Source organism: Neobacillus sp. PVCKKU3, assembly GCF_058323225.1.
In genome coordinates this window covers 103,436-129,552 of record NZ_JBLVQN010000010.1, presented here as the reverse complement: position 1 = coordinate 129,552, position 26,117 = coordinate 103,436, and the positions used below count along the sequence as shown (strand labels likewise).

26 protein-coding genes and 1 other RNA gene are annotated in these 26,117 nt (G+C 40.6%); 5 read left to right on the top strand and 22 right to left on the bottom strand.

Going from position 1 to position 26,117, the window contains the following annotated elements:
• Positions 1-70: 70 nt before the first annotated feature.
• From rnpB to ACNQGS_RS09375, 6 genes are all read right to left on the bottom strand, one after another.
• Positions 71-463, bottom strand: an RNA gene (rnpB, locus tag ACNQGS_RS09400) — RNase P RNA component class B.
• 80 nt (positions 464-543) lie between these two features.
• A complete protein-coding gene (gene gpsB, locus ACNQGS_RS09395) occupies positions 544-846 on the bottom strand; it encodes a cell division regulator GpsB (protein WP_213120405.1) in 303 nt (100 codons plus the stop codon).
• Positions 847-983: 137 nt separating this feature from the next.
• The gene (locus tag ACNQGS_RS09390; protein ID WP_491487091.1) at positions 984-1,550 is read right to left on the bottom strand and encodes an SLOG family protein; all 567 of its coding nucleotides are present in this window, start codon (positions 1,548-1,550) and stop codon (positions 984-986) included.
• Positions 1,551-1,665: 115 nt separating this feature from the next.
• Entirely contained in the window at positions 1,666-2,043 is a 378-nt protein-coding gene (locus tag ACNQGS_RS09385; protein ID WP_491487090.1) for a CotD family spore coat protein, read from the bottom strand.
• Between the two features lie 378 nt (positions 2,044-2,421).
• Complete coding sequence (locus tag ACNQGS_RS09380) at positions 2,422-3,690, bottom strand: ribonuclease H-like domain-containing protein (protein WP_491487089.1); 1,269 nt, start codon at positions 3,688-3,690, stop codon at positions 2,422-2,424.
• 14 nt (positions 3,691-3,704) lie between these two features.
• A complete protein-coding gene (locus ACNQGS_RS09375) occupies positions 3,705-5,984 on the bottom strand; it encodes a DEAD/DEAH box helicase (RefSeq protein WP_491487088.1) in 2,280 nt (759 codons plus the stop codon).
• A gap of 139 nt (positions 5,985-6,123) precedes the next feature.
• On the opposite strand from ACNQGS_RS09375, the gene ACNQGS_RS09370 reads away from it, so the two are divergent.
• The gene (locus tag ACNQGS_RS09370) at positions 6,124-6,822 is read left to right on the top strand and encodes a Crp/Fnr family transcriptional regulator (RefSeq protein ID WP_491487087.1); all 699 of its coding nucleotides are present in this window, start codon (positions 6,124-6,126) and stop codon (positions 6,820-6,822) included.
• Positions 6,823-6,934: 112 nt separating this feature from the next.
• Positions 6,935-7,423 (top strand): Hsp20/alpha crystallin family protein, encoded by a 489-nt coding sequence (locus tag ACNQGS_RS09365; RefSeq protein WP_491487086.1) that lies wholly within the window; start codon positions 6,935-6,937, stop codon positions 7,421-7,423.
• Between the two features lie 56 nt (positions 7,424-7,479).
• Here the strand turns inward: ACNQGS_RS09365 and ACNQGS_RS09360 are convergent, their stop codons facing one another.
• Complete coding sequence (locus tag ACNQGS_RS09360) at positions 7,480-8,031, bottom strand: YppG family protein (protein ID WP_491487085.1); 552 nt, start codon at positions 8,029-8,031, stop codon at positions 7,480-7,482.
• A gap of 175 nt (positions 8,032-8,206) precedes the next feature.
• Here ACNQGS_RS09360 and yppF point away from each other — a divergent pair, with 175 nt between their 5' ends.
• The gene (gene yppF, locus ACNQGS_RS09355) at positions 8,207-8,419 is read left to right on the top strand and encodes a YppF family protein (RefSeq protein WP_213145062.1); all 213 of its coding nucleotides are present in this window, start codon (positions 8,207-8,209) and stop codon (positions 8,417-8,419) included.
• 16 nt (positions 8,420-8,435) lie between these two features.
• Here the strand turns inward: yppF and ACNQGS_RS09350 are convergent, their stop codons facing one another.
• The 3 genes from ACNQGS_RS09350 to ACNQGS_RS09340 all read right to left on the bottom strand — a co-directional run bounded on the left by ACNQGS_RS09350 (position 8,436) and on the right by ACNQGS_RS09340 (position 10,482).
• On the bottom strand, positions 8,436-8,807 hold the full coding sequence (locus ACNQGS_RS09350) for a DUF1798 family protein (RefSeq protein WP_491487084.1): 372 nt from the start codon (positions 8,805-8,807) through the stop codon (positions 8,436-8,438).
• Positions 8,808-8,890: 83 nt separating this feature from the next.
• Positions 8,891-9,163, bottom strand: a complete 273-nt coding sequence (locus tag ACNQGS_RS09345; protein WP_491487083.1) for a hypothetical protein — start codon at positions 9,161-9,163, stop codon at positions 8,891-8,893.
• A gap of 341 nt (positions 9,164-9,504) precedes the next feature.
• Positions 9,505-10,482 (bottom strand): DUF2515 domain-containing protein, encoded by a 978-nt coding sequence (locus ACNQGS_RS09340; RefSeq protein WP_491487082.1) that lies wholly within the window; start codon positions 10,480-10,482, stop codon positions 9,505-9,507.
• A gap of 189 nt (positions 10,483-10,671) precedes the next feature.
• Between ACNQGS_RS09340 and recU the strand changes: the two genes are divergently transcribed.
• Together recU and ACNQGS_RS09330 are read left to right on the top strand one after the other, a co-directional pair.
• A complete protein-coding gene (gene recU / locus ACNQGS_RS09335) occupies positions 10,672-11,286 on the top strand; it encodes a Holliday junction resolvase RecU (protein WP_491487081.1) in 615 nt (204 codons plus the stop codon).
• 36 nt (positions 11,287-11,322) lie between these two features.
• Positions 11,323-13,881 carry a transglycosylase domain-containing protein gene (locus tag ACNQGS_RS09330; protein ID WP_491487080.1) on the top strand — a complete coding sequence of 853 codons (2,559 nt, stop codon included), beginning with the start codon at positions 11,323-11,325 and terminating at the stop codon, positions 13,879-13,881.
• 17 nt (positions 13,882-13,898) lie between these two features.
• Here ACNQGS_RS09330 and ACNQGS_RS09325 read toward each other — a convergent pair whose 3' ends face one another.
• The 12 genes from ACNQGS_RS09325 to ACNQGS_RS09270 all read right to left on the bottom strand — a co-directional run bounded on the left by ACNQGS_RS09325 (position 13,899) and on the right by ACNQGS_RS09270 (position 26,107).
• Positions 13,899-14,258, bottom strand: coding sequence for a YpoC family protein (locus tag ACNQGS_RS09325; protein ID WP_491487079.1), 360 nt, complete (start codon positions 14,256-14,258; stop codon positions 13,899-13,901).
• Positions 14,251-14,913: an endonuclease III gene (nth, locus tag ACNQGS_RS09320; RefSeq protein WP_491487078.1), complete on the bottom strand. Its 663-nt coding sequence runs from the start codon at positions 14,911-14,913 to the stop codon at positions 14,251-14,253. Before nth ends, ACNQGS_RS09325 begins: the two co-directional genes overlap by 8 nt.
• A 67-nt stretch (positions 14,914-14,980) precedes the next feature.
• Positions 14,981-15,679 carry a DnaD domain-containing protein gene (locus ACNQGS_RS09315; protein ID WP_491487077.1) on the bottom strand — a complete coding sequence of 233 codons (699 nt, stop codon included), beginning with the start codon at positions 15,677-15,679 and terminating at the stop codon, positions 14,981-14,983.
• A 123-nt stretch (positions 15,680-15,802) separates the two neighbouring features.
• On the bottom strand, positions 15,803-16,990 hold the full coding sequence (locus tag ACNQGS_RS09310; RefSeq protein WP_491487100.1) for a pyridoxal phosphate-dependent aminotransferase: 1,188 nt from the start codon (positions 16,988-16,990) through the stop codon (positions 15,803-15,805).
• A 29-nt stretch (positions 16,991-17,019) separates the two neighbouring features.
• Positions 17,020-17,496: a cell wall elongation regulator TseB-like domain-containing protein gene (locus ACNQGS_RS09305; RefSeq protein ID WP_491487076.1), complete on the bottom strand. Its 477-nt coding sequence runs from the start codon at positions 17,494-17,496 to the stop codon at positions 17,020-17,022.
• Between the two features lie 138 nt (positions 17,497-17,634).
• Entirely contained in the window at positions 17,635-18,483 is an 849-nt protein-coding gene (locus ACNQGS_RS09300) for a ComEC/Rec2 family competence protein (protein ID WP_491487075.1), read from the bottom strand.
• Positions 18,484-18,531: 48 nt separating this feature from the next.
• Positions 18,532-21,330, bottom strand: a complete 2,799-nt coding sequence (dinG, locus tag ACNQGS_RS09295; protein ID WP_491487074.1) for an ATP-dependent DNA helicase DinG — start codon at positions 21,328-21,330, stop codon at positions 18,532-18,534.
• Between the two features lie 272 nt (positions 21,331-21,602).
• The gene (gene panD, locus ACNQGS_RS09290; RefSeq protein WP_213145050.1) at positions 21,603-21,986 is read right to left on the bottom strand and encodes an aspartate 1-decarboxylase; all 384 of its coding nucleotides are present in this window, start codon (positions 21,984-21,986) and stop codon (positions 21,603-21,605) included.
• Between the two features lie 29 nt (positions 21,987-22,015).
• Positions 22,016-22,864, bottom strand: coding sequence for a pantoate--beta-alanine ligase (gene panC / locus ACNQGS_RS09285; RefSeq protein ID WP_491487073.1), 849 nt, complete (start codon positions 22,862-22,864; stop codon positions 22,016-22,018).
• A complete protein-coding gene (gene panB, locus ACNQGS_RS09280; protein WP_464490951.1) occupies positions 22,861-23,697 on the bottom strand; it encodes a 3-methyl-2-oxobutanoate hydroxymethyltransferase in 837 nt (278 codons plus the stop codon). Before panB ends, panC begins: the two co-directional genes overlap by 4 nt.
• A gap of 248 nt (positions 23,698-23,945) precedes the next feature.
• Entirely contained in the window at positions 23,946-24,923 is a 978-nt protein-coding gene (locus ACNQGS_RS09275) for a biotin--[acetyl-CoA-carboxylase] ligase (RefSeq protein ID WP_213145047.1), read from the bottom strand.
• The gene (locus ACNQGS_RS09270; RefSeq protein WP_491487072.1) at positions 24,893-26,107 is read right to left on the bottom strand and encodes a CCA tRNA nucleotidyltransferase; all 1,215 of its coding nucleotides are present in this window, start codon (positions 26,105-26,107) and stop codon (positions 24,893-24,895) included. Before ACNQGS_RS09270 ends, ACNQGS_RS09275 begins: the two co-directional genes overlap by 31 nt.
• Between the last annotated feature and the right edge of the window lie 10 nt (positions 26,108-26,117).

Sequence of the window (26,117 nt, the reverse complement as noted above, 5' to 3'; positions counted from 1 at the left end):
GTTAACAAATAAAAAGCCCTCCCGTTTAAGGAGAGCTGTTCATTTCCATCAAAACTATCCATTAATAACGTTCTATAAGCCATGTTCTGTGCCTCCGTACTGCAAACGACTTACAAGTCTCGTACTAAGGCGGTAATCATCTATCTACAGATTCACGTGGAACCTGTCCTTCTCCTCGTTGATTTCCGATAGAGAAAGTGCCCCTACCATAATTTGGGTTTCTCGCTCGTGGGGTTTACCCGTTCCACCCTCCTCATTTCTAAGGAGGTAATCGTCACTGTGGCACTTTTAAAGGTACTCTTACCATATCCAAAGGACTTAGGTATTTTCCCAGCCGTCAACCGAATGAGCTACTCGGCTGCCCTAGCTTATGTATTCGCTAGGCACGAACACTACGAGCATCTCAGCTCGTGCGAGCATGGACTTTCCTCTGCAAGAAAACTTGCAGCGATTACCCGAACGTCATTAACGTTACATTGTCTATTATATGTATATCGTTCAGCATTATCAATGGTTATTCAAAGGAAATGAGGGTATTATTTGTTATTCGTAAAGCTTGCTGCCGAATACATGCTTTTCAAGATTAGACAGGCGCTTTAAAATATCAAAATTGGTTGTCCCAGCAGGCTGTGCAGCAGGTTGCCTTTTTGCTGTATCTTCCAGCTGTTTGCGAAGCCTTAGATTTTCTTGCTGAAGATCTTCTATTTCCTGATGGAAAGTACCATAATCTTTAATAATCAAATCCAAAAACTTATCAACATCTTCTTGTCTATAACCACGAACGCCAGTTTTGAACTCTTTTTCCAAAATATCCTTTGCAGTTAGTTTCACTTTATCTGACAGCATTCCAATCACCTCAAGTTTAGCCAATCATTACCTATTATTTTTTCAAATATAAGCGGTTTTGTCAATTTTCAATTACAGTAAAGTAATTCAGCAGACATTATATTCTATTTAGTATATTCTAAAATATTCGAGCAGGATTAAAAATCAGACTGTTTAAGCTGTTCTTCTTCGACAATCATCTGCAAATCATAAAAGGTAATCAGCTCAATCGAATAGGGATGATTTTTTTGATAATCGACAGCTAGTTCGTACAAATATTTTGGGCTTCCTTCCTTTTCCTGATCAAACAAGAGCAGAAGGCCATCACTCTTTTCAATAAAAAATTGATTTTTCAATCGGAATTGCCACGGTTTTTCATAGCCCTTTTTCGTAACTGAATCAATAAAATCCGCTTGCATGAGAACAGATTCGTACCATTCCTTATTGTTTTCATTCCAAGATGCTTCTTGATTTAAAAAAGGAGTGATAACGGCTAGCTTCAAATCCGGAAATTCCCCCTGCAGGTCAAAAACAGTTTCAGCTGCCCAAAGCTCCACTCCTAACTGTCCGCTGATCAGTACCCATTCCAGTCCATCTTCAAGCATGGGTACCAGTGATTTTTTGATAGCCGCTTTTATAAAATTTGCCGATGGATGATCTTTTTTAAAAATCCCTAATTCAAATGGTTTATATCCGGAAATGGCTAATACCTTAAGCAAAAACATTCTCCTCAAATAAAAATTTTTTTAAAAGGGACAAACATTTTATTACCATTAGCATATTATAAAGTAACAAAATAAAAAACAAGGGCTTAAAGCCCTTGTAAGATTAGTCAAACTTTTAAGGTCTAGGTCCCATATAAGGTCCGGGTCCAAATCCAGGTCCAGGTCCAGGTCCAAATCCAGGTCCAGGTGCGCCAAAGCCAGGGCCTGCCATACCATAACCCGGCATATTCGGCATCGCATTTGGCAATGCGTTTGAAGCAGGCATTACTGCTTGCGGTGCACATGGATTACAGCAGTTAATATGCTGGTTACATACCTCTTCAGCACATGAAGCCGACTGCGGGCAATAATGTTTATGCTCAAACATATGGTGATTCACGGTAGTAGTATGAACCGGATGAATATGAGGCACCACCGTTGTAGAGAAAGTATGATTCACAATGTTTGTCGTCGGATGAACCACCGGCGGGGCAAAATTAGTTCCAAGAAACATGTTATGCTCTCCCTTCTTTTCTTTATTCTGTTTACATTAACAGCCTATGAAAAAAGGGATACTCTTGTACTAATGAAAACACCTATTTTTTTATAATAATATGGCATCCTGGGGTATATATCCTTATAACATAGTATAAAAGCTATCTTTCAAGCTTGTAAAAACAACAGCAGTTAAACAAACAACAACAAAAAATAAAAACAAAATTGCCTTATACATCCTACCCACTCCATAAAGTTTTTGCGCCTTTTTTACACAGCACACAATTTATAATTTTACCTATTAAGACGACAGTAAACAATATGGAATTTCAAATTTTTCAGCATTAAATTGTGAACTTTTTGTTACATATTTTTAATAACCGTTAATTAAAGAAATTTAACGTGGGCTTTTAGTGATTTTTCGATTCAAACGCTCTTTTCGTGCTTGTAACTGGTCCATTGAAGCATCACCTGAAAGATTGTGCAAACTAGGGGTTCGCTCACTTATAATGATAGCTTGGCTACAGTATTGAAGAGCTAATTCTAAATCCTTTAATCTATGCTCATAGATTTTAGCCAATTCTACACATGCATCAAGCGCAAGACGCCCCTCCCCAGATTGGACAACCTCGGCAAACAAATTTCTTGCTTTGTCCCATTCCCGGTCTTTTTTATACTGAAACGCAAGAGCAAGCTTTGCTTGGCAAGCTGTAACATCCTGCCCGTCTGTGAGTTTACCGAGGACTTTTTCTGCTTCATCCTTTTCACCGATAGCCGCAAACCAGCGGCCTACTTCAAAGGTTTCCTTTCTGGTGGAGTCGTGGTCTAATCCGCATAATTGAAAGGTCAGATGTGTATATAAAGTGACAAGCGACAATATATCAATTTCATTATGCTTGAGTATGCCAATCATGCCATCGGGCTTTTTGTTTTCAACAAAATCAAAATAAATCATCGGAGCTAAAAATCCCGGAATATCGTCAACTCTTTCTACCCCGAGAACCTCTTTTTCCACTACTGCTAATTTCAACCGTTCTAATTTGTGCTTCCAGAGTCTTTTGGCAGCGTGAAACAAGTCAAAATGACCAAAAGACGGAAGCCTTGGAACATGCTCTCTTACAAGCGTATGTCTCGTTTTGACCTGCGGCCAGTCAAAGGCTTTCCCATTATAAGTGACAAGTGTCCGATAATTAATCTTTTCCAGAAAGCTTTGATATAGCGGGACCTCGGCCCCGGGATTTGGGAGGATATGCTGTCTTAAAATCAACTCTTCTCCCTCAATGCTGGCATACCCCAATAAGAAAATGGTATTGCCCGTCCCGCCGCCTAGCCCCGTCGTTTCTGTATCGAAAAAGAATAATTCTTCCGCCTGAAATCCTTTAGCAGATAATGGATGAGCGGCTGATTGCTGGTTCCATGTTTCCATTGCCGTCAGAAAATCACGAAACCGATAATGGCCGTGCCGTTGGTCAAGCGGATATTTTACCTCTCTTATTAAACAGAAGTTTTCGTCTAGATAATAAGGAGAAACATGTTCTTGCTCCCATTGCTCTTTGTAAGGTATCTCAACGGACGTTTCTACTGAAGAGGGAACAGCCTTTTTTTCTGAAGAATTTCCCGTTGACAAGTGGGGCTTTAAGCGATTCAATTTATTTTTTAAAGACATCCTCGCACTCCCCCTTACCGCGATGATGATTCTAAGAAGGCATCAAGAATCATTAATGAATCATGTTTGGCGGCATCTCCAACTGCATCCGTGCCAATGCATGATGGACACCCTGATTCGCATTGGCAGCGTTCAATCATTTTTTTGCTTTCGAGCAAAACCTCTGCCATCCCTGAATATATTTTTTCACTTAAGCCAATTCCTCCAGGATAGCGGTCATAAAAAAAGATGGTTGGCTTTTCATTATGGTCGGCCTTAACCTGCGGAATGACATGAATATCCTGCGGGTCGGCCATGACAAACAATGGGGCTATTGACCTTAAAGCATGGGCCGCCCCAACAAGTCCTTGCTCCAGCCGAACAGCCCCCAATTCTGAGAGCGCCCTATTAAGCGAAATCCACGCGGCATTCGTATGAAGCTCCTCTTCCGGTAGGTGGATCGGACCGGAACCGATATTCTCATGAGTTTCGAATTTAATTTTTTTAAAAATGGTCGCCATAGCTCTGACGCTGACATCCCCATAACCAATTTCCACTTCATTGACCGGATGCAGTTTATCAACCTCAAGTACTTTTAATTGAACCGCTAAATTGGCATCTGTAAAATAATCAACATCCACCTCACGGACAAATGCCTTTTTTTCGTCCCAATCCAGTTTTTCCACTTGAAATTGAGTGCCTTGGTGCAAATAAATGGCCTCATCGTGAAGCAGTGTCATTGCCGAAAAACGGTCCATTTCCCCGATGACCTTTACACTAGCAATATCGGTTTGGTCGACAATGATGACATTTTCTTGTGAAGCGGACCGCAGGCTGATATTGTGGGCCGGGAAAGAGTCGTTCATCCAGTACCATTTATCGCCGTTCCGATATAGAACTCGCTCTTCAGTTAAGTATTCCAAAAGCTCCTCAGTTCCCACATTACCGAACTTTTCGTCAGCCTTAAATGGAAGCTCGTAGGCGGCACATTTCATATGGTCAATCAATATGATTAGGTTGTCCGGATTAATCCGTGCTGTTTCCGGGCTTTTATGGAAGAAATAATCAGGATTTTGGATGATATATTGATCCAACGGACTCGAGCTTGCCACCATGATGACAAGAGCCTCTCCATGCCGTCTCCCTGCTCTTCCGGCCTGCTGCCAGGCACTAGAGATGGTTCCGGGATAACCTGTCATAATACAAACCTGAAGTTGTCCAATATCGACACCAAGTTCAAGAGCATTCGTACTGACAACACCGTATATTTCCCCGGAACGCAAGCCTTTTTCTATTTTCCGTCGCTCTGTGGGGAGATAACCGCCGCGATACCCCATAATCGATTTGCTACCCAATTCGTGTTTCACCAGTTCCTGGAGATACGTTAAGATAATTTCAACTCGTACCCTGCTTCTGGCGAAAACAATCGTTTGGATTTTGTTTTTTAACAGTTCCCCGGCAATTTTCCGAACCTCAAGAGTCGCACTTCTTCTAATGTTTAATGGTTTGTTGACAATTGGCGGATTATAAAAAACAAAATGCTTTGTTCCGCTTGGTGCCCCGTTGTTGTCAATCAGCACCATGTTTTCCTCAGTAAGGTTTTCCGCCAGTTCGAGAGGATTTGCGATCGTCGCGGATGTACAAATAAATACAGGATTGCTTCCATAGTAATGGCAAATCCGTTTTAGCCTCCTAATCACATTTGCCACATGACTGCCAAAAACGCCGCGATACGTATGAAGCTCATCAATCACGACAAATTTGAGATTTTCGAACAAAGACACCCATTTTGTATGGTGGGGCAGGATGCCCGAATGCAGCATATCAGGATTGGTGATGACAACATGGCCTGCTTTTCTGACCCGCTGGCGGATATTTGCCGGCGTATCTCCATCATACGTATAGCTGTTAATATCCATGGAGGCCGCTTGGATAATTTCGTTTATTTCACTTTTTTGATCCTGGGCGAGTGCCTTTGTCGGAAACATATACAGCGCTCGTGTGCTCGGGTCATTTAATATTGATTGAAGAACTGGCAGATTGTAGCAAAGTGTTTTTCCTGATGCCGTTGGTGTAACTGCCACAATACTTCTTCCTGCCATCGTCGCTTCGTATGCTGATCTCTGATGGGTATAAAGCTCGTCTATCCCTTTTTGATTAAGCGCTTCATGCAATAGCGGATGTAAATCCCTAGGAAATGTTACCGTTTGGGCTTCTTTCTTAGGGAGTGTATGCCACGCAGCGATATTATCTTTAAAATCCACATTTACTTTAATATCTGAAAGGATGGCCTGCAAATCTTTTTTCAACTTCATCTAGCTCACCTCATTACTTCTATTTTAGCGAATGAACGTTCGGAGAAAAAGAGGAAATTTATATTTTACAAATACCTTTTTTTTATTCGGCCAAATTTTGTTACAATAGAATAAATCGAACGAAACTGAAGGTGATGTAATGAAAATCGATGAAATTAAAAGGGTGCTTTCCGAATTTACTCTCTTTCGGTCTTTAAACGACGCGGAATTATCCAAAGTTACCGACATTGCGATTGCAAGAGAATGGAAGAAAAATAGCCATGTTTTTCATCAAGGGGATCCGCTTGAAAATGTTTATTTCATTTTTGATGGAAAGCTTAAAATTTATAAAAGCGATGTAAACGGGAAAGAACAAATCGTGGCCATTATGAAAAAAGGGGAAATGTTTCCCCATGTCGGCTTTTTCCGAAAAGGAGACTATCCAGCCTACGCTGAGGTTCTAGAGCCTTCAACCCTGATTGCCGTGCCGATTTCCAAGTTTGAAAATGTTTTGATCGAAAATCCGGAGCTATGCATTAAGGTATTTAAAGTACTTGGTGAAAAGATTGTCGACCTGCAAAACCGGCTGGAAGAGCAAATTCTTAATAATACCTATGAACAGATTGTCAAGCTGCTAATCCGTCTCGCCCAAAAGCACGGTAAAGAACAAGAGGATGGTACTATATTGTTAAAATCGGAATTTACCAATAAAGACCTAGCCAACATGATTGGAACAACACGAGAAACCATCAGCAGAACATTGACAAAAATGAAAAAGGACGAATTAATTGAAGTCGATGAAGAGGGCGACATGATCCTCGATATCGAAATCCTTATGGAAGAAATTCATTTAATCTAAATGAAAACTGCCACCGCAAGCTTATGCGGTGGTTTTTTTTGTATAATGGGCACCGGGTCGGGACTATACGCATATGATATCGTGTGAAAAATTGGAAAGAGAGGGTTTTAGGATGTCTTCTAATCTTCCGAATGATAAAAATCATGAGAAAAAGCCTGTTTCCGAACCGTTTAGTCATTTGATGAAATCCATGAATGATTTTTTCATGGAGAAACCTATTAGAGGATTTTTGCAGTCCATCGATGATTTTTTCAAAACACCTTTTCCGTTTGATACCAGCGGAGGCTTTCACGTAGAGACTGTTGAAAGAGAAAATGAATATTTAGTGTCTGCCGAACTCCCCGGTGTCAAAAGAGACCAAATCCATCTTAATATCACCGGAAACTACTTAACCATATCTGTTGAGAATAAAGAATTAGAAACCTCAGAGGATGAGCGAAATCAAATTTATCAGCGCCGTTTTGTCAGACAGCAAACCGCAAGAACCATCTCCCTGCCTCATATGATTAATGATAGAAAAATTAATGCCTCCTACCGGGACGGATTACTACAAATCCGCATTCCCCGCGAAAAAGGAAAAATTATTGAAATTGACGAGTAAGAATAATCATTTTCTATATTATAAAAAAAAGACGGCAACGCTTGCCGTCTTTTTTATTAGGCTTTAAAAATGCCGCTAAAGTTTTTTACTAAGGAAGAAACCTGCGTAACCGCATTCACCATCTGGCCCGCTGTATTCATCATTTTATTAAAATCAACTGAGCCATCCTGCGATTTAAAGGAATTCATTAAGGACTGCATACCACTTGGCTGTTTCGGAATAAAGCTTTGTTTAGGATATGGGTTCATAACCGGATATCCATTCATTGGCACATATGGAGCAGGATACATATCCTCCTTTGGCTGCAGGGGATTCTGAAATAGGAATTGTGAATCCTTTTGCGGATACTGGGAGTTTTGATAGTTCATATTCTGTGCGTTAAACCCAACCTGATAAGCCGGTCCCATTGGCTGGAACGTACTTGGATGATAGCCTCCCTGCGACTGGAAAGTGTTCCAGGTCTGATTCTGAACAGGAGGCTGATATGGAAAAGCTTGATTTCGCATTACTAAATGCCGGTTCCATTGTTGGCCAACTGGACCATATTGCATCATTTGTCCCGAATATCCATTATGAAAGAAGGTATTTGGTCTCATTTTTCCAAACACGGGCAAACATCTCCTCCGTATTTATCTCTGCTTCACATTATGAAAAAAAAGCCTAATTGGTGATTCAAGGAAATGTCAAAATTTCAAAGATTTTGTCTAAAGTTTAAATTTTTGAAAAAATAATAATCTCTTAATTTCATGTTACGATAGTAAAAATGATGAAGGAGGAGTAGAAATGGACATACGCGAATTAAAAGTGAGATTTAGTCAAAACCGTGATTACACCACTGATGATGTTAATGCACTAATGGATTTTGTTAAAAAGGCCTATATCTTCAATGAAATTAGCATTAAAGAATATCGCAATCTTGTCCGTGAACTTGAAAATCAAGGTGCGGTGCCCCCAGAGGCAGCGCAGGAAAACTCCCTCATCGAACATAATAGTTAGTCAAAAAAAGAGATGCTCATGCATCTCTTTTCTCTTTATTAACTTCTTTTAAAACTTCCGTCAGAAAAAATTCGACTGTCCGCTGGGCATTTAGAAATCTTGATTTGCTTGTTTTCGGAAAGAAAGCCTGGATGGAGAGCTGTTCAATATGTTCTGAAACAGATTCGACTTGCTGAATGCGGATATGTTTTAATGGAAAGTTTATAAGCCATTTTTTCATCTCCTCTTTCCACTCTCCGTTTATTGAGTTAACCTTATTGGCAAATGGCTTTATCACCTTATCAAAATTTTGTTCACTCCCCGTTTCTCGTGCTTCCTGAAAATGCCTCAAAAATTCTTCATTGAATGATAATAACTCCTTTGTTAAATGCTCTATTTCCTTTTCCAAAAATGCTCACTCCCTTCCCGCAAAAAAAAAAAGCAGCACTATTTTAAATGCCACTTTCAGATTTAAAACTATGATACCGAATATTAAAAACCCATTTCAAGCTTTAATGATTTTGCGGAATGGTGGGAAAGCGGATTTTGTACCATCTCTCCATTCAAAAACATCTGGTCTGTAATTCTTTCCATTTTTGTAATCTTTTTAGCCGAATCAAGCAGTCTATCTTGTTCCCTTTGATCAAGCTCAATGCGAAGTTCAGAAAAGGATGCTTTTAGTGCCTCATCTAATTCTTCCAATTGGTCATATATCCCCGCCAGCTTAGACAGGAGCCTATCCTTATCACTAAATGAACTATTCATTTTCTAAAACCTCCCCCACGTTATTCCTAAAGTTAATATTCTCTTTCCAATCTATGGTTCCTTCACCCTTGACAAAACTAGAAGCATTTCGGCAAAGAAAGTGCCATTCTGGCATATTCTCTATTTTCATTCGACAGAATCTAGAATCGTATGAAAACCAAAATTCAGCACATGATATTAGTGGAGGTGTTTATTTTGTCTAACAACAATAAACAAAGCAAAAGCCAACCGCGGCAATCTGATACAGAAAAAAGAACAGGTTACGGCGATAAAAAGTTAGAAGGACCCAACCGGCCGGCTGAGTAAGAAAAAAGCAAGGAGTACACCTCCTTGCTTTTTTCTTATTTCCATTTTTTTAAATCCAGTGCCTTTTTCAAGGAAACAAGCAGCTGCAGCTGATGGGATTTAGCCACGTACCAATCGGTTAGGTGAATCGGGTGGCGATGATGGACTGGAAAATGCAGCCACGAGGAAGAGACCTTTCGAACTTTACTCCAATCCTGATCATCCTGCCGATGGTGCTTGATTACCGGGTAGGTCATTCTTAAGATAGGAGTAGTTCCTTCCGTTTTCATTTTGAAATACTGTTCATAATCATTTCTTGAGCCTGTATGTGTTGTTTTTTCAGCAAACTCAAAAAAATGAGGAAATAACCTCGGCTGAAAAAGAATGCTCGCCAGCCTTTTTCCAAGATTAATCCTTTTGGAAAGAGACCTAAAGCCATTCACGCTTGCGCCATATACCTCCCCGCCGCAGGTTGGGAACAACACGCAGCTAAAATGCAGCCAATCTTGAAAATTGAATATAAGTGATTGAAATACCTTTTTCTTATAAACAGGGTGTTCAATGACCGGTTTCTGAATCACATTTTGTTCATTAATGATTAGGGCGGTCGTGAGCCTTTGACTATCTTTATCCCGCCAAAAGCGGTGCCACTCATTTTGAATAAAGGATGAAACATGAAAATAGGGAAGTAAATGAAACAGAGGCCGGCCTAATTTCGTCGAATATTGATAGACCAATAATTGGGGGAAAACGTCATGAAATATTAGCCAATTTGCCCTTTCATATGTAAAAAACAGCTGTTTTCTGACCTGGGGGGCAAGCAGCTGCCGAAACATAGATCCTTCAAGATCGCACATATTCCAGCCGCCATTTCGGGATACCATGCTTGCCAGAAAGGACCATTGAATATCCGGATTTTCTTTAAAGTAGGAAAAATATGCATTAGTCCTTGAAATATTATCGATATTTTTTTTGCTTGTTTCGGTCTCAATTTGACGAATGATATTTTGTTCGTGTATTGTAAGGAGACTCATATTTTGTGCATCTTTCCTTCAGTTTTTAATAGATTATTAGCGCATGCTAATCCCTTAAGAAGAATGAATCATTTATTTTTATAACAAAAACGGTACAATTAATATTAGCGTTTACCTGAAGGGCTATTTTATTCACCCACTTTTTCCTAAGATTTGATATGATAGTGAGTGTCTTAAGAGGTGAAGAAAATGAGCTTTAATTATCCAAATGGAAAAAAGTATATTCGCTTGGATCAAGAGAAAAAAGCGCCGGTAAAAATCAAAAAAAAGGATGGATATGGCAATCGGGGAATGACACTTGAAGAGGACTTAAACGAGAGTAATGAATATTACCGTTCCAGGAAGATGGCCGTTATCCATAAGAAACCGACACCAATTCAAATCGTCCAAGTGGATTACCCAAAGCGAAGTGCTGCAGTTATTAAAGAAGCCTATTTTAAACTTGCCTCCACCACTGATTATAATGGCGTTTATAAAGGGAAATATATCGATTTTGAAGCAAAGGAAACTGAAAATCCAACTTCATTTCCGTTAAAAAATTTCCATCAGCACCAAATTACCCATATGGAAGAAGTGATGAATCAGGGTGGGATCTGCTTTGTTATCATCCGTTTTTCGCGATTTGATGAGGTATATTTGCTAGAGGCAAGGCATATGTTAGGTTTTTGGGACAGAATGATGAGTGGAGGAAGAAAATCGATTACAAGGGAAGAAATTATACACAACGGTTATCTCATACCGCTTGGATTTCATCCAAGAATTGATTATATTAAAATATTAGATAATCTTTTACCTCTTTATTAAAAAACAAATAAAGAGCAGAAAGGAAGGAATTTCAAAATGGCTGAGCAATACCAATCAAGAGAGGAGCGCCGAAAGAAACAGCAGTCAAACAATAAAGCCAAACCAAAAGCAAAGGCTAAGAAAGGCGGAATGGCAAAGAAAATTTTCCTTTCCCTAGTGGTGCTTTGTTTTGTCGGCTTATTGGCTGGTGTCGGTACTTTCGCCTATTTAGTAAAGGACACTCCCAAGCTTGATCCTAAATTATTAAAAGATCCTATCCCTTCAAAGATTCTAGATAAAGATGGAGAGCTTATTTCCGAAGCCGGCTCAGTGAACCGGGAATATGTTACTTATAAAGATATACCGGAGCAGGTTGAAAATGCCATTTTGGCAACGGAGGATTATCGTTTTTATAAACATCATGGCATCGACCCGATACGCCTTGGCGGTGCGGTTCTCGCAAATTTCCGTGATGGCTTTGGTTCGGAAGGCGGCAGCACGATTACCCAGCAGGTTGTCAAAAACGCCTTTTTATCACGTGATAAAACCTTGAAACGAAAAGTTCAGGAAGCCTGGCTTTCCTACCAGCTGGAACAAAAATATACAAAACATCAAATTTTTGAAATGTATGTCAATAAGGTATATGTCTCGGAAAATAGCTGGGGTATTGCCACTGCTGCAAAAATATATTACGGAAAAACACTTGATCAGTTGACACTTGCGGAAGCAGCCCAATTGGCTGGGATGCCGCAAAGCCCGAATAATTACAATCCTTTTAACCATCCGGATTTAGCCGAAAAAAGACGAAATATCGTATTGAGTTTAATGTATCAGCATGGTTTTATTTCAAAGGCACAGATGGAAGATGCTAAAAAGGTTGCCGTAAAAGATACGGTCCTAAAAGAGGAACAGCGTAAAATAAATGACAAACCATATGATGCCTTCGTAGATGCTGTCATTGATGAAGTTAAAAAAACAACCGATTTTGATATTTTTTCTGACGGTTTAACGATTTATACAACACTTGACAAAAACGCGCAAGACTATGTTAACGAGCTTTTAAACTCCAAAGACCTTATTCCATATCCTGATGATCAATTCCAGGCAGGAGTCGCACTTATCGACACAAAGACTGGAGAAATCAGGGCGATTGGCGGGGGCAGAAACCAACAGGTGCAGCGCGGCTACAACTATGCCATTGATATACAGCGCCAGCCCGGCTCTACCATTAAACCTGTGTTGGATTACGGCCCTGCCATCGAATACCTGAATTGGGGCACCTACCAAATGATTGAGGATAAACCAATTACGTATTCATCAGGTAAGAAATTCGGAAACTGGGATGGCAAGTATAAGGGTCCGATGACGATGAGGACGGCCCTTCAGTTATCAAGGAACACACCGGCGGTTCAGGCCATTCAACAGGTTGGACTGGATAATGCCATGAAATTTGCCTTAAATCTGGGCATCCCGTTAAAAGAAATCTCTGAATCCTATGCGATTGGCGGCTTTGGCGGAAAAACCGTTGGGGTATCACCTTTAGAAATGGCTGGAGCTTATGCGGCGTTTGGCAACAAAGGTATTTACAATAAGCCGCATGCTGTCACGAAAATTCAACTGCGCGATGGTACCGTTATTGACACAGCACCTGAACCAAAGGTGGCTATGAAGGATTCCACAGCGTTTATGGTTACCGACATGCTAAAGAGTGTCCTAGTTTCTCCAGGTACGGGAACAAACGCAAAAGTACCAGGACTCCCAATGGCAGGTAAGACAGGGACTACAAACTATTCGGAAGAACAAAGAAATGCCTGGAATATTAGTAAAAGCGCGGTACCAGATTCTTGGTTTACAGGGTATACGACCAATTATACAGCATCCATTTGGACTGGTTACGGTGACTATAAAACGCCGATTGAGGCAAAGGGAAATAACCAAAGAATTGCCCAGTTAATCTTTAAAAATTTACTAGCGCATGTCTCAAAAGGCAAACAAACAGCTGACTTTACTATGCCAAATAGTGTGGAGAAGGTCAGAATCGAAAAAGGCTCCATGCCGGCTGTGCTTGCGAGTGAATACACTCCTGACAGTGAAGTACTCACGGAATATGCTGTAAAGGGCCATGCCCCGAAAACAGTATCCGAGAAATATAACAAGCTTGAGGCACCTAGCGGCTTGGCAGCAAAATTTGAGCAAGATACACAAAAAATCGCTGTAACTTGGGATTATCCAAATACAGCACAACAAAATGTTCAGTTTGATATTACCGTTGATAACGGCACTACTCCAAATCATGTGGTGCAGGCAGAAAAAGGATTCCTATTCCCAGTTAAGCCGGGTGAGAAATATACTATTACTGTTCTGGCTATTATCGGAGATCGGAAGAGCGATCCTGCAACAACTACCATTGAGGTTCCGCAGGCAGAAATCGATAATGAACAAGGAAATGGAAATAATGGCACTGGGGACGGAAATGGAAATGGAAACGGCACTAACAATGGGAACGGAAATGGTACCGGTACAGGTACTGGCAGTGGAAATGGCGGCGGCAATAATACCGGCGGAGTCGTGATCCCACCAATTACACCCCCGGGAACTCCTGCCACCGGACATTAAAAAACAAGAGGCTGACACTAGGTTGTCGGCCTCTTGTTTTTTTGGATATTTTTCCGGGCATATTGTTTTTCTTGTTCTACCATGAGTTCTGATAACTGTCGATAAGAATGATAGAGTGTTGGTCTGGACTTGATAAAAGCGAATCGCTCCTTAAGATTGACAGGCTTGTATTCGAAGCTTTCAAATGGAATGGGATCGGTGCAGCTAAGCGGCAATCCATTCGTCAGAAACAAAAACCTAAGGTATAATTGAATTCCTTTATTCATCCATTCTTTCGCCCCTATTTGGTCCCTGTTTCGAAAAACTTTCTCAAGATGCTCCTGTGTACTGGCCCATTCTTTAAGAATATCGTTTAAAGACTCTAAAGGCTTACTCATTTACAGCAGCCTTTCCTTTCATTCGTTTCTTCCCTTCCCTGCAAAGACCTAAGAGCGGGCAGCTTGGGCACTGCGGGTTTTGCGCCTTGCAATGATATCTGCCAAAAAAGATTAAGCGGTGATGTGTGACTGACCACTCCTCTTTCGGTACCTTCTTCATCAGCGTCTTTTCCACTTCCAATACAGAGTCCTTCCAACGGCAAATGCCGAGCCTCTTACTGACACGTTCAACATGGGTATCAACAGCGATGGCGGGAATGCCATAGGCAACCGAAACAACAACATTGGCTGTTTTCCGGCCAACTCCCGGCAGCTTTGTTAATTCATCCCTATCCATAGGCACTTCCCCATTATATTCATCTAATAAAATACGGCAAAGACTTTGAATGTTTTTCGCTTTGTTCCGATAAAGACCGATTGAGCGGATATCATTTTGCAATTCCTCCAAAGGGACTTTTAAGTAGTCCTCTGGGTTCTTGTATTTTTTAAATAGACCAACAGTTACCTTATTAACGAGTGCATCGGTGCATTGGGCGGATAAAGCGACAGCGATAACGAGTTCAAAAGGATTGGAATGATTTAATTCGCAATGGGCATCTGGAAACATTTCACCCATTGTATCTAAACAATGCCGAATTTGTGTATTATTAAGCAAGGTTTTCACCCCTTTAAATGTTTATTACAGAAAATAAACGAGTGAATTGTCACTCGTCATTTAAGAATTATTGCTCTAACCAGTTATAGAATGGAATGGATGATGGCGGGGCATCCTCTCTTGGATTGCCTTTTTGAACTTGTTTCTGCCGGAATTTGCGACCCTGATTTTTGGCCTGCTCAAGTGTCTTAATGCCGTTTTTCTTCCACTCAAAAAGAATTCTATCAATATAGCGAAAATTTAATTTACCTGACATGACTGCTTCACGAAGTGCGGCTTTGATAATGACAGGATCATGATGGTCATCATCCATCCACATCGCAAGAGACTCACATTCAAAAGGAGACAAAGGACGGCCAAATTCATTTTCAAAACATGTATATAAATCGGTTTCATCCGTTTTCTTTTGATTTTCTTGTACATTCTGCGTGCTTGTTAAAAATTGTGTCACGAGTCTTTCCCATAATGGTTTAATAGTGTACTTCTCGAAACGAATGCCGTCTTGCGAATATTCATCAATGATGGCAAGAAAGCCTCTTTGAATCAGCTTTCTGAGCATGTCACTGCATTCTGATAGCGAAATGGTCATTCTTGAGGAAAGCTCTTCGGGGGTTGGAAAATCATTCCCTTTCTCGACAAACGTCATGATATTTAGTAACAGAACTAATTCTGCTTCGTTTAAATTCAAATTGCGATATTCGGAAAATAGTAAAGAGGGTACGGTAATGGTACCTTCTTCTAGCCAAGCTACTATATTATCTTTCATGTTAGGACACCTCCTAAAAAGTATATCACGAACAGGTGATTTCGAGTAAGAGAATTAGGCATCCTGTTTTGGTAAAGAAATCAAAAAGCCTGCAGGTCGCAGACTTTTTGATTTTACTAAAGGTTATACCCTAACTTTTGATTCTACGAATTGCTGAATGCGGGATACGGCTTTTTCTAATAAGTCTAGTGATGTTGCATAGGATAGACGGATGTTGTCAGGTGTTCCGAATCCTGAACCGGGAATTACAGCTACTTTTGCTTCAATCAGAAGGGCCGATGCAAAGTCGTCGACATTGCTGTAGCCTGCCATTTCAGCAGCCTTTTTCACATTTGGGTACAGATAGAAAGCACCCTGCGGCTTTACACAAGTAAACCCAGGAATGGCAACCAGCTTATCATAGATAATTTCCAATCTTTCTTCGAATGCTCTCCGCATTTCTTCAACAGGCTCCTGCGGCCCATTGTAAGCCGCGATGGCTGCATATTGAGCGGTAGTGGTCGGGTTAGATGTGCTATGGCTAGCGAGATTGGTCATTGCTTTAATAAGTTCAGCATTACCAGCAGCATAGCCAATCCTCCAGCCTGTCATCGAATGGGACTTGGAAACACCATTAATAATAATTGTTTGTTCTTTAAGCTCCGGCGAAATTTCCGCAATCGAAACATGCTTTACACCGCCGTATACGAGCTTTTCATAAATCTCATCAGAAACAATCAAGATGTTTTCTGCCAAGCATACCTTACCAATTTCCAAAAGCTCCTGTTCGGAATATAAGACCCCTGTTGGATTGCTTGGAGAGTTAATGATGACAGCTTTAGTTCTATTGGTTATCGCCTTTTTCAGTTGTTCCGGTGTTATTTTAAAATGGTTTTCTTCCAATCCATCGATATAAACAGGAACTCCGCCTGCTAACTTAACCTGCTCCGGATAGCTTACCCAATAAGGAGTAGGAATAATAACCTCATCCCCCTCATTTAAAAGAACCTGAAACAGCGTATAGAGGACATGTTTTGCACCATTCCCGACAATCACTTCATTTGGCTTATAGGTTAAGCCTTGATCTGATTCGAACTTTTTAATAATCGCCTTTTTTAAGGCAGGAAGACCAGCCGAAGGAGTGTACTTGGTTTGTCCCTCATTCATCGATTTTACCGCAGCATCCAAAATGTGCTGTGGGGTATTAAAATCGGGTTCACCTGCACCGAGTCCAATTACGTCTTCACCTTGTTCCTTCAATTCTTTTGCTTTCGCAGTAATGGCCAATGTTGTTGAAGGTGTTAAGGACAACACCCGGCTTGCCAATTCCACTTTCATTATGTTTTCCTCCTGTCTCTACCCTATAGATTTTCAATTTCCTTCAGCCACTCGCCAGTTTCGAAATGGAGATAATAATAATTTATTAAATTATTATCAGAACGATAATAAATTTCCCATAAAGGGATGTTTTGTTCCATTCCCAGCCGGACTGAAATGATTTTTTGGGGATTTTTTTCTTTATAAAATGTTTGAATTGCTTCCTCTTTTGTAAGGCCGCTCTTGGCTTTTCGGACTATAACCTTTTTGCTCTTTTCGGGAACCCAGACAATAATCTCTTCGCCCTTGTTATTCTTCCCTTCAATGACATTAACGGTTTCTTGACCATTATAAACATGAAAATCTTCAACGCTTTTTAATGGAACCTTTTTTTCAGCGGCCTGAACAGCACGTTCTTCAGCGGTAATTAATGGTTCCATTGCACTATGATATACTTTTATGGAAACCCCGATCACCACAGCTAGTAATAAACATGCTCCAATTATAATCCACTTTTTCACTTTCAAATCACTCTTTTATGTACGATATTTTTCCTCCAATTAATTCTTGTTACTTGTTTCCTACCAAATATCATTATAACAGGTAAAAGGAAAAATGCCCTATCTGAAACCAAGGAATCGTAATTTTTCTTTAAGTTTTTATTCTTCTTCTGTTGGGATGGTAAAAACCTCGTATTTGGAATCCGTGAACTTAAGCGTCACCGTTCCATGCTTTTTTGTAAAATAAACTTCAGACCACGTTTCGTGCAGGCCTTGAAGGATATCACGGTCCGGATGATATTCCTCCGGCGTAAACAATACAGAAATCTCCGGATTCAAATAGTGGATAAAGTTAGTTGATAAAAAAGAAGCCTTAGCGTAATCCGGAATTTTTAAAACATGGACATCTTCAAGGTTTTTTGTCAGTAATGCCTGCTCCGCCCTTTCGCTGCAGGACGACATTAAAAAGAGACGGTGATTGAAAAACTTAAGGATAAAATCCATCCCTTCGTTTTTTTCATTTCCGACAAATTGGACTTCGGCCGTCAGGTCAGGAAAAAGTGATTCTGTTGTCCCTTCTTTCCATGTTGATACCGCTGCCTGCTTTTGATCATCAAGTCCAAAGGCTGCCTGGGCCGATATTTTTGGAGTGGTAATCAATTTTTCTATGTTATATTTGTCCATCAGCTTATTTACTTTTTTAAACGACAGGCTATTTTCATCTGTAGTAATGATTAAGGTTTGAATGCTTTTTACATCATAAAGTTTGAGCCACTCTTCCAATTCCGCTTCCGTGTCTTGCCCCCCGACATTGACCAGAATATTCTCGTTGTTCGGGCCTTGAATTAAAGTAGCCTCGCCAGCGGACAGTCCTATAAAAGTAACGGCCATTTCGTGTTCCTTTATATTTAAATCTATATTTTCAACCTTACCTGAAATAGCCGTTTCCGCATGAACTACTGAAACAGCCGGACAAAACAAGGCCAATAGAATGAATAAAATTCGCATACACATTCCTCCTGTCATCTATAGGATGTGTATTTCTTCCAAATTTTATCATAACCAGGATTGAATAATTTTGACTATTTCTTTGGCCGATTCTTTTTTTATCGTGACTGGCGGAATGGAATTTAAGAAGGCCTTTCCATATTTCGTTGTGATTATCCGCTTGTCAAAAACAATCACAATCCCCCTATCTGTTTCAGTTCGGATTAACCGGCCAAAGCCTTGTTTAAACCTTAGTACAGCTTCAGGCAGAGAATATTCAAAAAAGGCATTGCCGCCACTTTCCTCAATTATTTGGCATTTCGCCATTGTTAACGGCTCATCCGGTGAGCTGAAGGGAAGCCGTACTAAACACAGGCATGATAAATCCTCCCCTGGGATATCCACACCCTCCCAAAAACTGCTCGTTCCTAACAGAATGGCCTTTTCATAGCGCTGGAAATTTCTCGTCAACCTTGTTCTGCTCCCGCTCGTAATCCCTTGGGCAATTAATACATAGTCATCGAGAAAGCCGCTTTCCTTTATCAATTCGTACGTTTTCTTCAGCATGTCATACGCAGTAAAAAGAAGCAGCATCCTTCCTTTCGTCGCCTCAGCAATCGTGATGATGTTCTCGGTTATGGCAATCACAAATTCATCCAAGGAAACCGAATTGATTTCGGGCAAATCATCAGGAATTATCAGCTGTACCTGTTCCTTGTAATTAAAAGGAGAGGGGATGATTACCTTTTCCGGATTACTGGAATTAAGGCCGATTTCCTTGAGAAAAAAGTCAAAGGTATTATTAACAGTTAACGTTGCAGAAGTAATGACTGCTGCCTTTTTACTAGCGAAAAAATATTTTTCTAAAGCAGCCGCTACACTGGCCGGCTGTGCGATAAAGGTTGTTATATTCTGCGGTGCACGTACATCGATTTCAATCCATTTAACATCATTGGTGTCCCTTAAAAAGCTGTTTATTACCCTGCCCCTTAATTCCTCTAATTCCATAAGAAACACATGGACTTCCTCGATTTTCCCCTCCTGCTTTTTGGTTAACCCATCCTTTTGGGAAATAATCCATTCCACCCTTTTACTAATTGCGGCATGCAAATCCTTTATTAAAAATGATAGCCTTTCCGCACTATGCACTAAAGCCATTCTTTCTTTAGAACTATCAGGTTTACTAAAAGGGATTTTTGTGCGGTAATATCCATTTTTGTTATTAATCCTCTTTTTAGCAAATAGAGCAATTAACTTAAAAAATTCATCCATTTCATACGAAAAGTCTATCATCATTTGATTAAGCTCAAATGTATGGATAATCGGTTCCTTCGTGAAAGGATAAATAGCAAGAATCTTTTCTAGTTCATAAAAAAGCTGTTCTTGTTCGTATAAACCAAATTGACCGGCCAGCATTCTTGCAGATAGGTAATCCAAGGAGGTACCAAAGAATTGAACTGCCACTTTTTCCAAATGATGTCCTTCGTCAATAACGACAAAATCATATTCCGGCAAAACAGCGCCGTTCCTTTTAATATCACTTAATAATAAAGAATGATTGGTAATAACAATATCCGAGACTTTAGCCTCTTTTTTTGCTCGCAAATAAAAATCCCGTTCTTCCCAATCAGGATGTTTTGAAAAAGCGGTTTGCTCATTTTTAATTTTATTCCAAAAAAGGAATCCGCCGCTGGAAAGATTCAGTTCATCCTTATCACCGGTTTCTGTCTCGGTTAACCAAACAAGAATCTGCATCTTTGTTAAGGTGGTATCATAGTTATCGTTTTCATCAAGCAGCGACTGATGAAATTTTTCCAAGCAGATATAATGGCTCCTGCCTTTTAAGAGCACAGCCTTTACCGGAAAAGGAATCATTTTTTCGAGAAGGGGTATTTCTTTTCTTAATATTTGCTCCTGCAGCTGAGTGGTATGTGTACTGACGATGATCGGCTGTTTCCGCTGTTTAGCAAAGAAGACAGCTGGCAGCAGATACCCTAACGATTTTCCTACTCCCGTTCCTGCTTCGATTAACGTATGACGCTCGGATACGAAGGCATTGTAGACCACATCCATCATCTGAAATTGCCCTGTCCGGTTCTCAAAGGATTTAAGGCCGCTTTTCATCAGCCTTAATTTCTCTTCTTCGGCTTGAGGATAATGATAAGCCTGGAATTCTGACGATGTTTCCGGCTGAGGCAGCACTTTTTTTATGGCGAGGTCCCTGAACGCCTCAAAATCCTCATTATGTACAGACTTTTCATCCATGCTGTCAATCATTTCTTCAAGTAGTTGCTCAAGGTCGCTTTTTAATCCGCCGGATAACGGAAAAAGCCGCTTAAGCGTAATAAAGGGCAGCTGTTGTAAACGCTGGACCAACAGCAGGAAAATTTCCGCAGTCACTTCCGCATCACTGTCGGCTTGGTGAGGCCGATCGTGCTTGAGGTTTAGCATTTCAGCCAAATCAGTAAGTTTATATCCGTCCGCTGTCGGATATAGAATCCGCGACATTTCCACTGTATCCAAGACAGACCCATAAAATCCTTCAAATCCGGCTTGGATTAATTCCTCTTGAAGAAAGGATAAATCAAATAAAACATTATGGGCTACAAAATAAGCCCCGTCCAGCAAGGAAAAAACCTTCGCAGCAATCTCTGAAAAAACAGGGGCATTCTTCACCATTTCATCATTGATTCCAGTTAACTCTTCTATAAATATCGGAATGGATTTTTGGGGATTGATCAGTGACGAAAATTTCTCCGTTATTTGTCCATCTTCAATTACAACAGCGGCAAATTGAATAATTTTGTCGCCCTTCTTCGGAAGATTTCCGGTAGTTTCTAAATCGATTACAACAAATTTATTAGACATTTACATAACACCCCAAAGCTTCATTCCTTAAACGGTAACATAAAAAAATAAAAAATGAAAACAATTAATATATTCGCTATTCATTATAATAAAGTCCCATTGAAAAGAAAAATCCTCTAATAAAAATGGGCCAGGCAACAAGTCTGTTGATTGGCGCTCCAGGCACTTCGCTGCAATCAACAGGCCCGATAGCAGAAACAATCAATAAATAGAAAAATTGCCGAGAAAGATATTCTTTCTCGACAAACTGATCCCAAATAAAGGGGGGTTTTTTACATAATTGTATGTGCCGGTTCGGCATGAATAAGTTCTTTTATCCGGTTAAGTTCGTCCATAATCGCTACTTTTGGTTTATGGTAAGGGACTTTGTCTTCTGCAACAAGAGCATAGGAGATGATGATCACAATATCTCCAGGCTGTACGAGGCGGGCGGCTGCCCCATTTAAGCAGACAACACCAGACCCTCTTTCACCCGGGATGATATAGGTTTCAAGACGAGCTCCGTTATTGTTATTGACAATTTGCACCTTTTCGTTCGGCACCATGCCAACTGCGTCTAATAAATCCTCATCTATTGTAATGCTGCCAACATAGTTTAAATTCGCTTCTGTGACTGTTGCTCGATGGATTTTTCCGTTCATCATGTGGCGAAACATAAAATGTGGTTCCTCCTCTATTCAAGTGTCTACTCTATATCCAGAATGAGATTATCAATTAAACGAACCTTTGTAAATTTTACAGCAAGCGCTATGATTATCCTACCCTCTAATTTTTCCAGTGGTTTTAACTGAGGATAGGAATAAATCTCCGCATAGTCGACTACCCCAGACGAATTGCTCATAATCATTTCGTTCATTAAAATGATTAAACTGTTAGGGTTCCGTTCGCCTTGGTCAATTGCCTTTTTTGCTTCCTGCAGGCTTTTATACAAAACAACTGCCTGCTTTCTTTCTTCGGGCAGCAAATTGACATTACGAGAGCTTTTGGCCAGCCCGTCTTCTTCGCGGACAATATCCACCGCCACTACTTCTAGTGGAAAATTGAGATCGGAAACTAATCCTTCAATGACCGCCACCTGCTGCGCATCTTTTTTGCCAAAATAAGCCCTTGTCGGCATGACAATATGGAAAAGCTTAGACACAACTGTAGCGACGCCATCAAAATGACCAGGGCGCGATTTCCCGCATAACACATCGGTCCGAGCCTGGACAATGACTTTCACCGATGGTTCAGTTGGATACATTTCCTTGACTGTTGGGTGGAAAATGTAGTCGACATGTTCACATTCGGCCAGCGCCCGGTCTCGCTCAAAATCGCGAGGATATGTGGAAAAGTCCTCTGTTGGTCCAAATTGCAATGGGTTGACAAAGATACTTAGAACCACAATATCATTTTCCTGTCGGGCCTGCTTTATAAGAGTGAGATGACCTTCGTGAAGATATCCCATCGTTGGGACAAAGCCAATCGATTTACCCTCACTTTTTTGTTGGTTGATTTCAGTCTGCATCTCTTTTATGGTTGTAATAACCTTCATTCTTTACCTCCATATAAAACGAGCAATTGCTCTTCCTTCATGGTGTAGCTGTGCTTATCTTCAGGGAACTGTTTGTTTTTCACATCCTGGGCATACGCTTGAATCGATTCAATCATAAATGGACTTACAGAATGGTACTGTTTGACGAATTTAGGAACCCGTTCAACACCGTAGCCAAGAATATCATGATAGACAAGCACCTGGCCATCGACATCAATTCCTGCACCGATGCCAATTACCGGAATAGACAAGGCTTTTGTTACTTGCTCCGCTAACTGCTTTGGAACACATTCCAAGACGAGCGCGAATGCTCCTGCTTCTTCGCATTTTTTAGCGTCTTCAATTAACTTTTTTGCCGCATCTGCATCTTTGCCTTGAACCTTGTAGCCGCCTAATACACCGACTGACTGCGGTGTTAAGCCAAGATGGGCACACACTGGAATTCCCGCCCGCGTCAGGGCAGCAATATGTTCGATGACTTCATCCGCCCCTTCAAGCTTAACAGCATGTGCTCCGGTTTCCTGAATCAATCTGCCTGCATTCACTAATGTATCCCTGACCGATAAATGGTAGGTTAAAAATGGCATGTCCACAACAATGAATGTTTCTTTAGCCCCGCGCTTGACAGCTTTTGCATGGTGAATCATGTCATTCAATGTGACAGGGATAGTAGAATCATAACCAAGAACCACCATTCCGAGAGAGTCACCGACGAGAATCATATCTACGCCACCCTGTTCCGCTTGCTTTGCCGAAGGATAATCATAAGCCGTTAACATTACAATTTTTTCATTCTTTTCTTTCATCTTCAGAAAATCTGTCGTTTGCTTCATCCTTATTCCCTCCTTAAATTAGGGGAGAGGTGATAAAACAAATAAGAAGCTAAATAAAAAAATCCTTCTGAAGGCAGAAGGATTTTCGTTACTTTACTTCTTGTTCCATCCCTCTGTCCCGGTCCGTTTTACGGATCTAGGCAGATACCTTTTAGTTTTATAGACTTCCAAGGTGCAGTTCCTTCGGGATACTGCCCATAAAAATTATAGCAAATATTATCCATTCCGTACAGAATGAAATATTAGGATTATAGTTCTATATCAGCGGAATAAACATGGTGAATCACACCGGATGCATCTTCAATCTTTAAAACGCCTTCATCGGTAATCCCAAGGGCTTTTCCTTCAATGACACCTGTCAAGGTTCTAGCTTTGATCATTTTCCCAATACTTATGGCATAGCCTTCCCATAGCAGTTTAATTGGGTAAAAACCTTTTTCGAGGAAGAGCAAATATAATTTTTCAAAATGGGTAAAAATACTTCTTATGATGCTGGCCCGTGAAAGTGCATCTCCTTTTTCAATCAACAAAGAGCTTGCAATATTTTGCAATTCAGGTGGGAAATCATCCTTTGTCTGATTGACGTTCAAGCCCATCCCAATGATGATGGAATGAATCTGATCAGCCTCTGCCTGCATTTCAGTCAAAATGCCGGTTATTTTTTTCCCATTCAGCAAAATATCATTTGGCCATTTTATTTCCGGATTAAGGCCTGTCACTTCTTCGATTGCCTGGACAATAGCCACGGCTGTTAAAAGCGTTAACTGTGGCGCCTTTGTCAATGGAATATTAGGACGGAGGATAAGGCTCATCCAAATCCCTGTATATTTTGGTGAATGCCACGGGCGATTCATTCTTCCCCTGCCGGAAATTTGTTCCTCTGCTATTACAACTGTTCCCTCTGGCACATTTTCAGAAGATAATCTGTGGGCAATCTTTTGGGTTGATTCTACGGTTTCTTCGTAATGGATGTTTTTTCCAATAAACTCTGTAGTCAAGCCAAGTCTAATTTCATCGGCAGTAATTTTTTCAGGTGTTTTGATAATTCGATAGCCTTTTTTCCTGACCGCCTCAAGTTCAAAGCCTTCTTTTCTTAATTCCTCGATATGCTTCCAGACTGCCGTTCGCGAGCAGCCAATTAATTCAGCAAGAAATTGGCCGGATAAATAGGATTCACCAGCGTTGGTAAAGGAATCTAGCAATTTTTTTCTGATTTCTGACTGCACGCTTTCAGCCACTCCTTTATCTTTTCTTTTTCGTTTACAACTTCATCTTGCAAAACTGCATGTTCTATTCTAGTAAGCAGCTCTTTCAGCCATGGGCCACCTGCCTGTTCCCGCCAAGCCATTATGTCGCTTCCGGTCACAGCCAGTTCAGACCGCTGCTTGATAGGCAGATGGTCGTAAGTGTTTAACCAATACTTTACAGAGTCATAATCATTTATGCCTTTTAAAACAAGATAAAGCTTTTCTGCGGATCGAATTGTCTCGCTGCCAGCCGTATACAAATCGTAACGGGACCAATCTTTCATAAGTCTTTGTTTGGCATATAGCAAGATGTCCTGAATTTCTTTCATTTCCTTTACAGGAAGTCGCCAATTCCGAAGAAAAGCCTCGCTATCTTGTTGATTAAGTTCTAGACAATAAAGAAGCAATCCCCACATTTCTTTCTTATTTAACGAATCACATGGATAAGAAAGTAATTTTTCAATTTTCAATTCCTGCTTCTTGAGCCCAGGTAAATATTCAAAAACCTGCGTTTCAAGCAAAATCCTGAAAGCATTTTTTCGATTGTCGCCAGAGAGCAGCTTTTCAAACTCGGCTCTCTTCCTCTCAATAGCAATTTTTTTGAGCAGATGTGCATCCTTTTTTAAAGCTAGTAATGTTTCACCTGCAATTTGAAAAGAGAGCTGGCTGACAAAGCGTACCGCTCTCATCATTCTTAGGGCGTCTTCGCGAAAGCGTTCCTCCGGGCTTCCTACCGTTCGAATAACCCTTTCCTTAATGGCTGTTTGACCGTCAAAAGGGTCAATAATGCTGCCATGTGCATCCATTGCGATGGCATTCATGGTAAAATCCCTGCGCATCAGATCTTCGTTAAGATTGCGAATAAAGGAAACCTCCTTAGGCCTCCGAAAATCCTGATATTCTCCTTCGGTCCGAAAGGTGGTAATTTCATAAGAATTGTTTTTTAACAGGACAAGAACCGTTCCATGTTGAATACCGATATCAACAGTTTTAGGAAAAATGACTTTCACTTCTTCAGGTGTGGCTGACGTCGCAATGTCGACATCGCTAATTTTATTTCCAAGTAAATAATCCCTAACCGATCCGCCCACAAAATAGGCTTCATATCCGGCGGACTCAAGCCTTTTGATGACTGGAACAGCCGATAAAAAGGGTTCTTTCATATTTTTCTCA

What these genes read in the sequence shown, in the direction of transcription:
- recU (WP_491487081.1), top strand. Translation starts at nt 10,672, where the DNA reads ATGAGCTTTAATTATCCAAATGGAAAAAAGTATATTCGCTTGGATCAA.
- ACNQGS_RS09375 (WP_491487088.1), bottom strand. Translation starts at nt 5,984, where the DNA reads ATGAAGTTGAAAAAAGATTTGCAGGCCATCCTTTCAGATATTAAAGTA.
- ACNQGS_RS09380 (WP_491487089.1), bottom strand. Translation starts at nt 3,690, where the DNA reads ATGTCTTTAAAAAATAAATTGAATCGCTTAAAGCCCCACTTGTCAACG.
- panC (WP_491487073.1), bottom strand. Translation starts at nt 22,864, where the DNA reads ATGAAGGTTATTACAACCATAAAAGAGATGCAGACTGAAATCAACCAA.
- panB (WP_464490951.1), bottom strand. Translation starts at nt 23,697, where the DNA reads ATGAAGCAAACGACAGATTTTCTGAAGATGAAAGAAAAGAATGAAAAA.
- ACNQGS_RS09270 (WP_491487072.1), bottom strand. Translation starts at nt 26,107, where the DNA reads ATGAAAGAACCCTTTTTATCGGCTGTTCCAGTCATCAAAAGGCTTGAG.
- ACNQGS_RS09315 (WP_491487077.1), bottom strand. Translation starts at nt 15,679, where the DNA reads ATGAAAGATAATATAGTAGCTTGGCTAGAAGAAGGTACCATTACCGTA.
- panD (WP_213145050.1), bottom strand. Translation starts at nt 21,986, where the DNA reads ATGTTTCGCCACATGATGAACGGAAAAATCCATCGAGCAACAGTCACA.
- dinG (WP_491487074.1), bottom strand. Translation starts at nt 21,330, where the DNA reads ATGTCTAATAAATTTGTTGTAATCGATTTAGAAACTACCGGAAATCTT.
- ACNQGS_RS09340 (WP_491487082.1), bottom strand. Translation starts at nt 10,482, where the DNA reads ATGAGTCTCCTTACAATACACGAACAAAATATCATTCGTCAAATTGAG.
- ACNQGS_RS09330 (WP_491487080.1), top strand. Translation starts at nt 11,323, where the DNA reads ATGGCTGAGCAATACCAATCAAGAGAGGAGCGCCGAAAGAAACAGCAG.
- yppF (WP_213145062.1), top strand. Translation starts at nt 8,207, where the DNA reads ATGGACATACGCGAATTAAAAGTGAGATTTAGTCAAAACCGTGATTAC.
- ACNQGS_RS09390 (WP_491487091.1), bottom strand. Translation starts at nt 1,550, where the DNA reads ATGTTTTTGCTTAAGGTATTAGCCATTTCCGGATATAAACCATTTGAA.
- ACNQGS_RS09345 (WP_491487083.1), bottom strand. Translation starts at nt 9,163, where the DNA reads ATGAATAGTTCATTTAGTGATAAGGATAGGCTCCTGTCTAAGCTGGCG.
- ACNQGS_RS09385 (WP_491487090.1), bottom strand. Translation starts at nt 2,043, where the DNA reads ATGTTTCTTGGAACTAATTTTGCCCCGCCGGTGGTTCATCCGACGACA.
- ACNQGS_RS09365 (WP_491487086.1), top strand. Translation starts at nt 6,935, where the DNA reads ATGTCTTCTAATCTTCCGAATGATAAAAATCATGAGAAAAAGCCTGTT.
- ACNQGS_RS09300 (WP_491487075.1), bottom strand. Translation starts at nt 18,483, where the DNA reads ATGCGAATTTTATTCATTCTATTGGCCTTGTTTTGTCCGGCTGTTTCA.
- ACNQGS_RS09325 (WP_491487079.1), bottom strand. Translation starts at nt 14,258, where the DNA reads ATGAGTAAGCCTTTAGAGTCTTTAAACGATATTCTTAAAGAATGGGCC.
- ACNQGS_RS09370 (WP_491487087.1), top strand. Translation starts at nt 6,124, where the DNA reads ATGAAAATCGATGAAATTAAAAGGGTGCTTTCCGAATTTACTCTCTTT.
- gpsB (WP_213120405.1), bottom strand. Translation starts at nt 846, where the DNA reads ATGCTGTCAGATAAAGTGAAACTAACTGCAAAGGATATTTTGGAAAAA.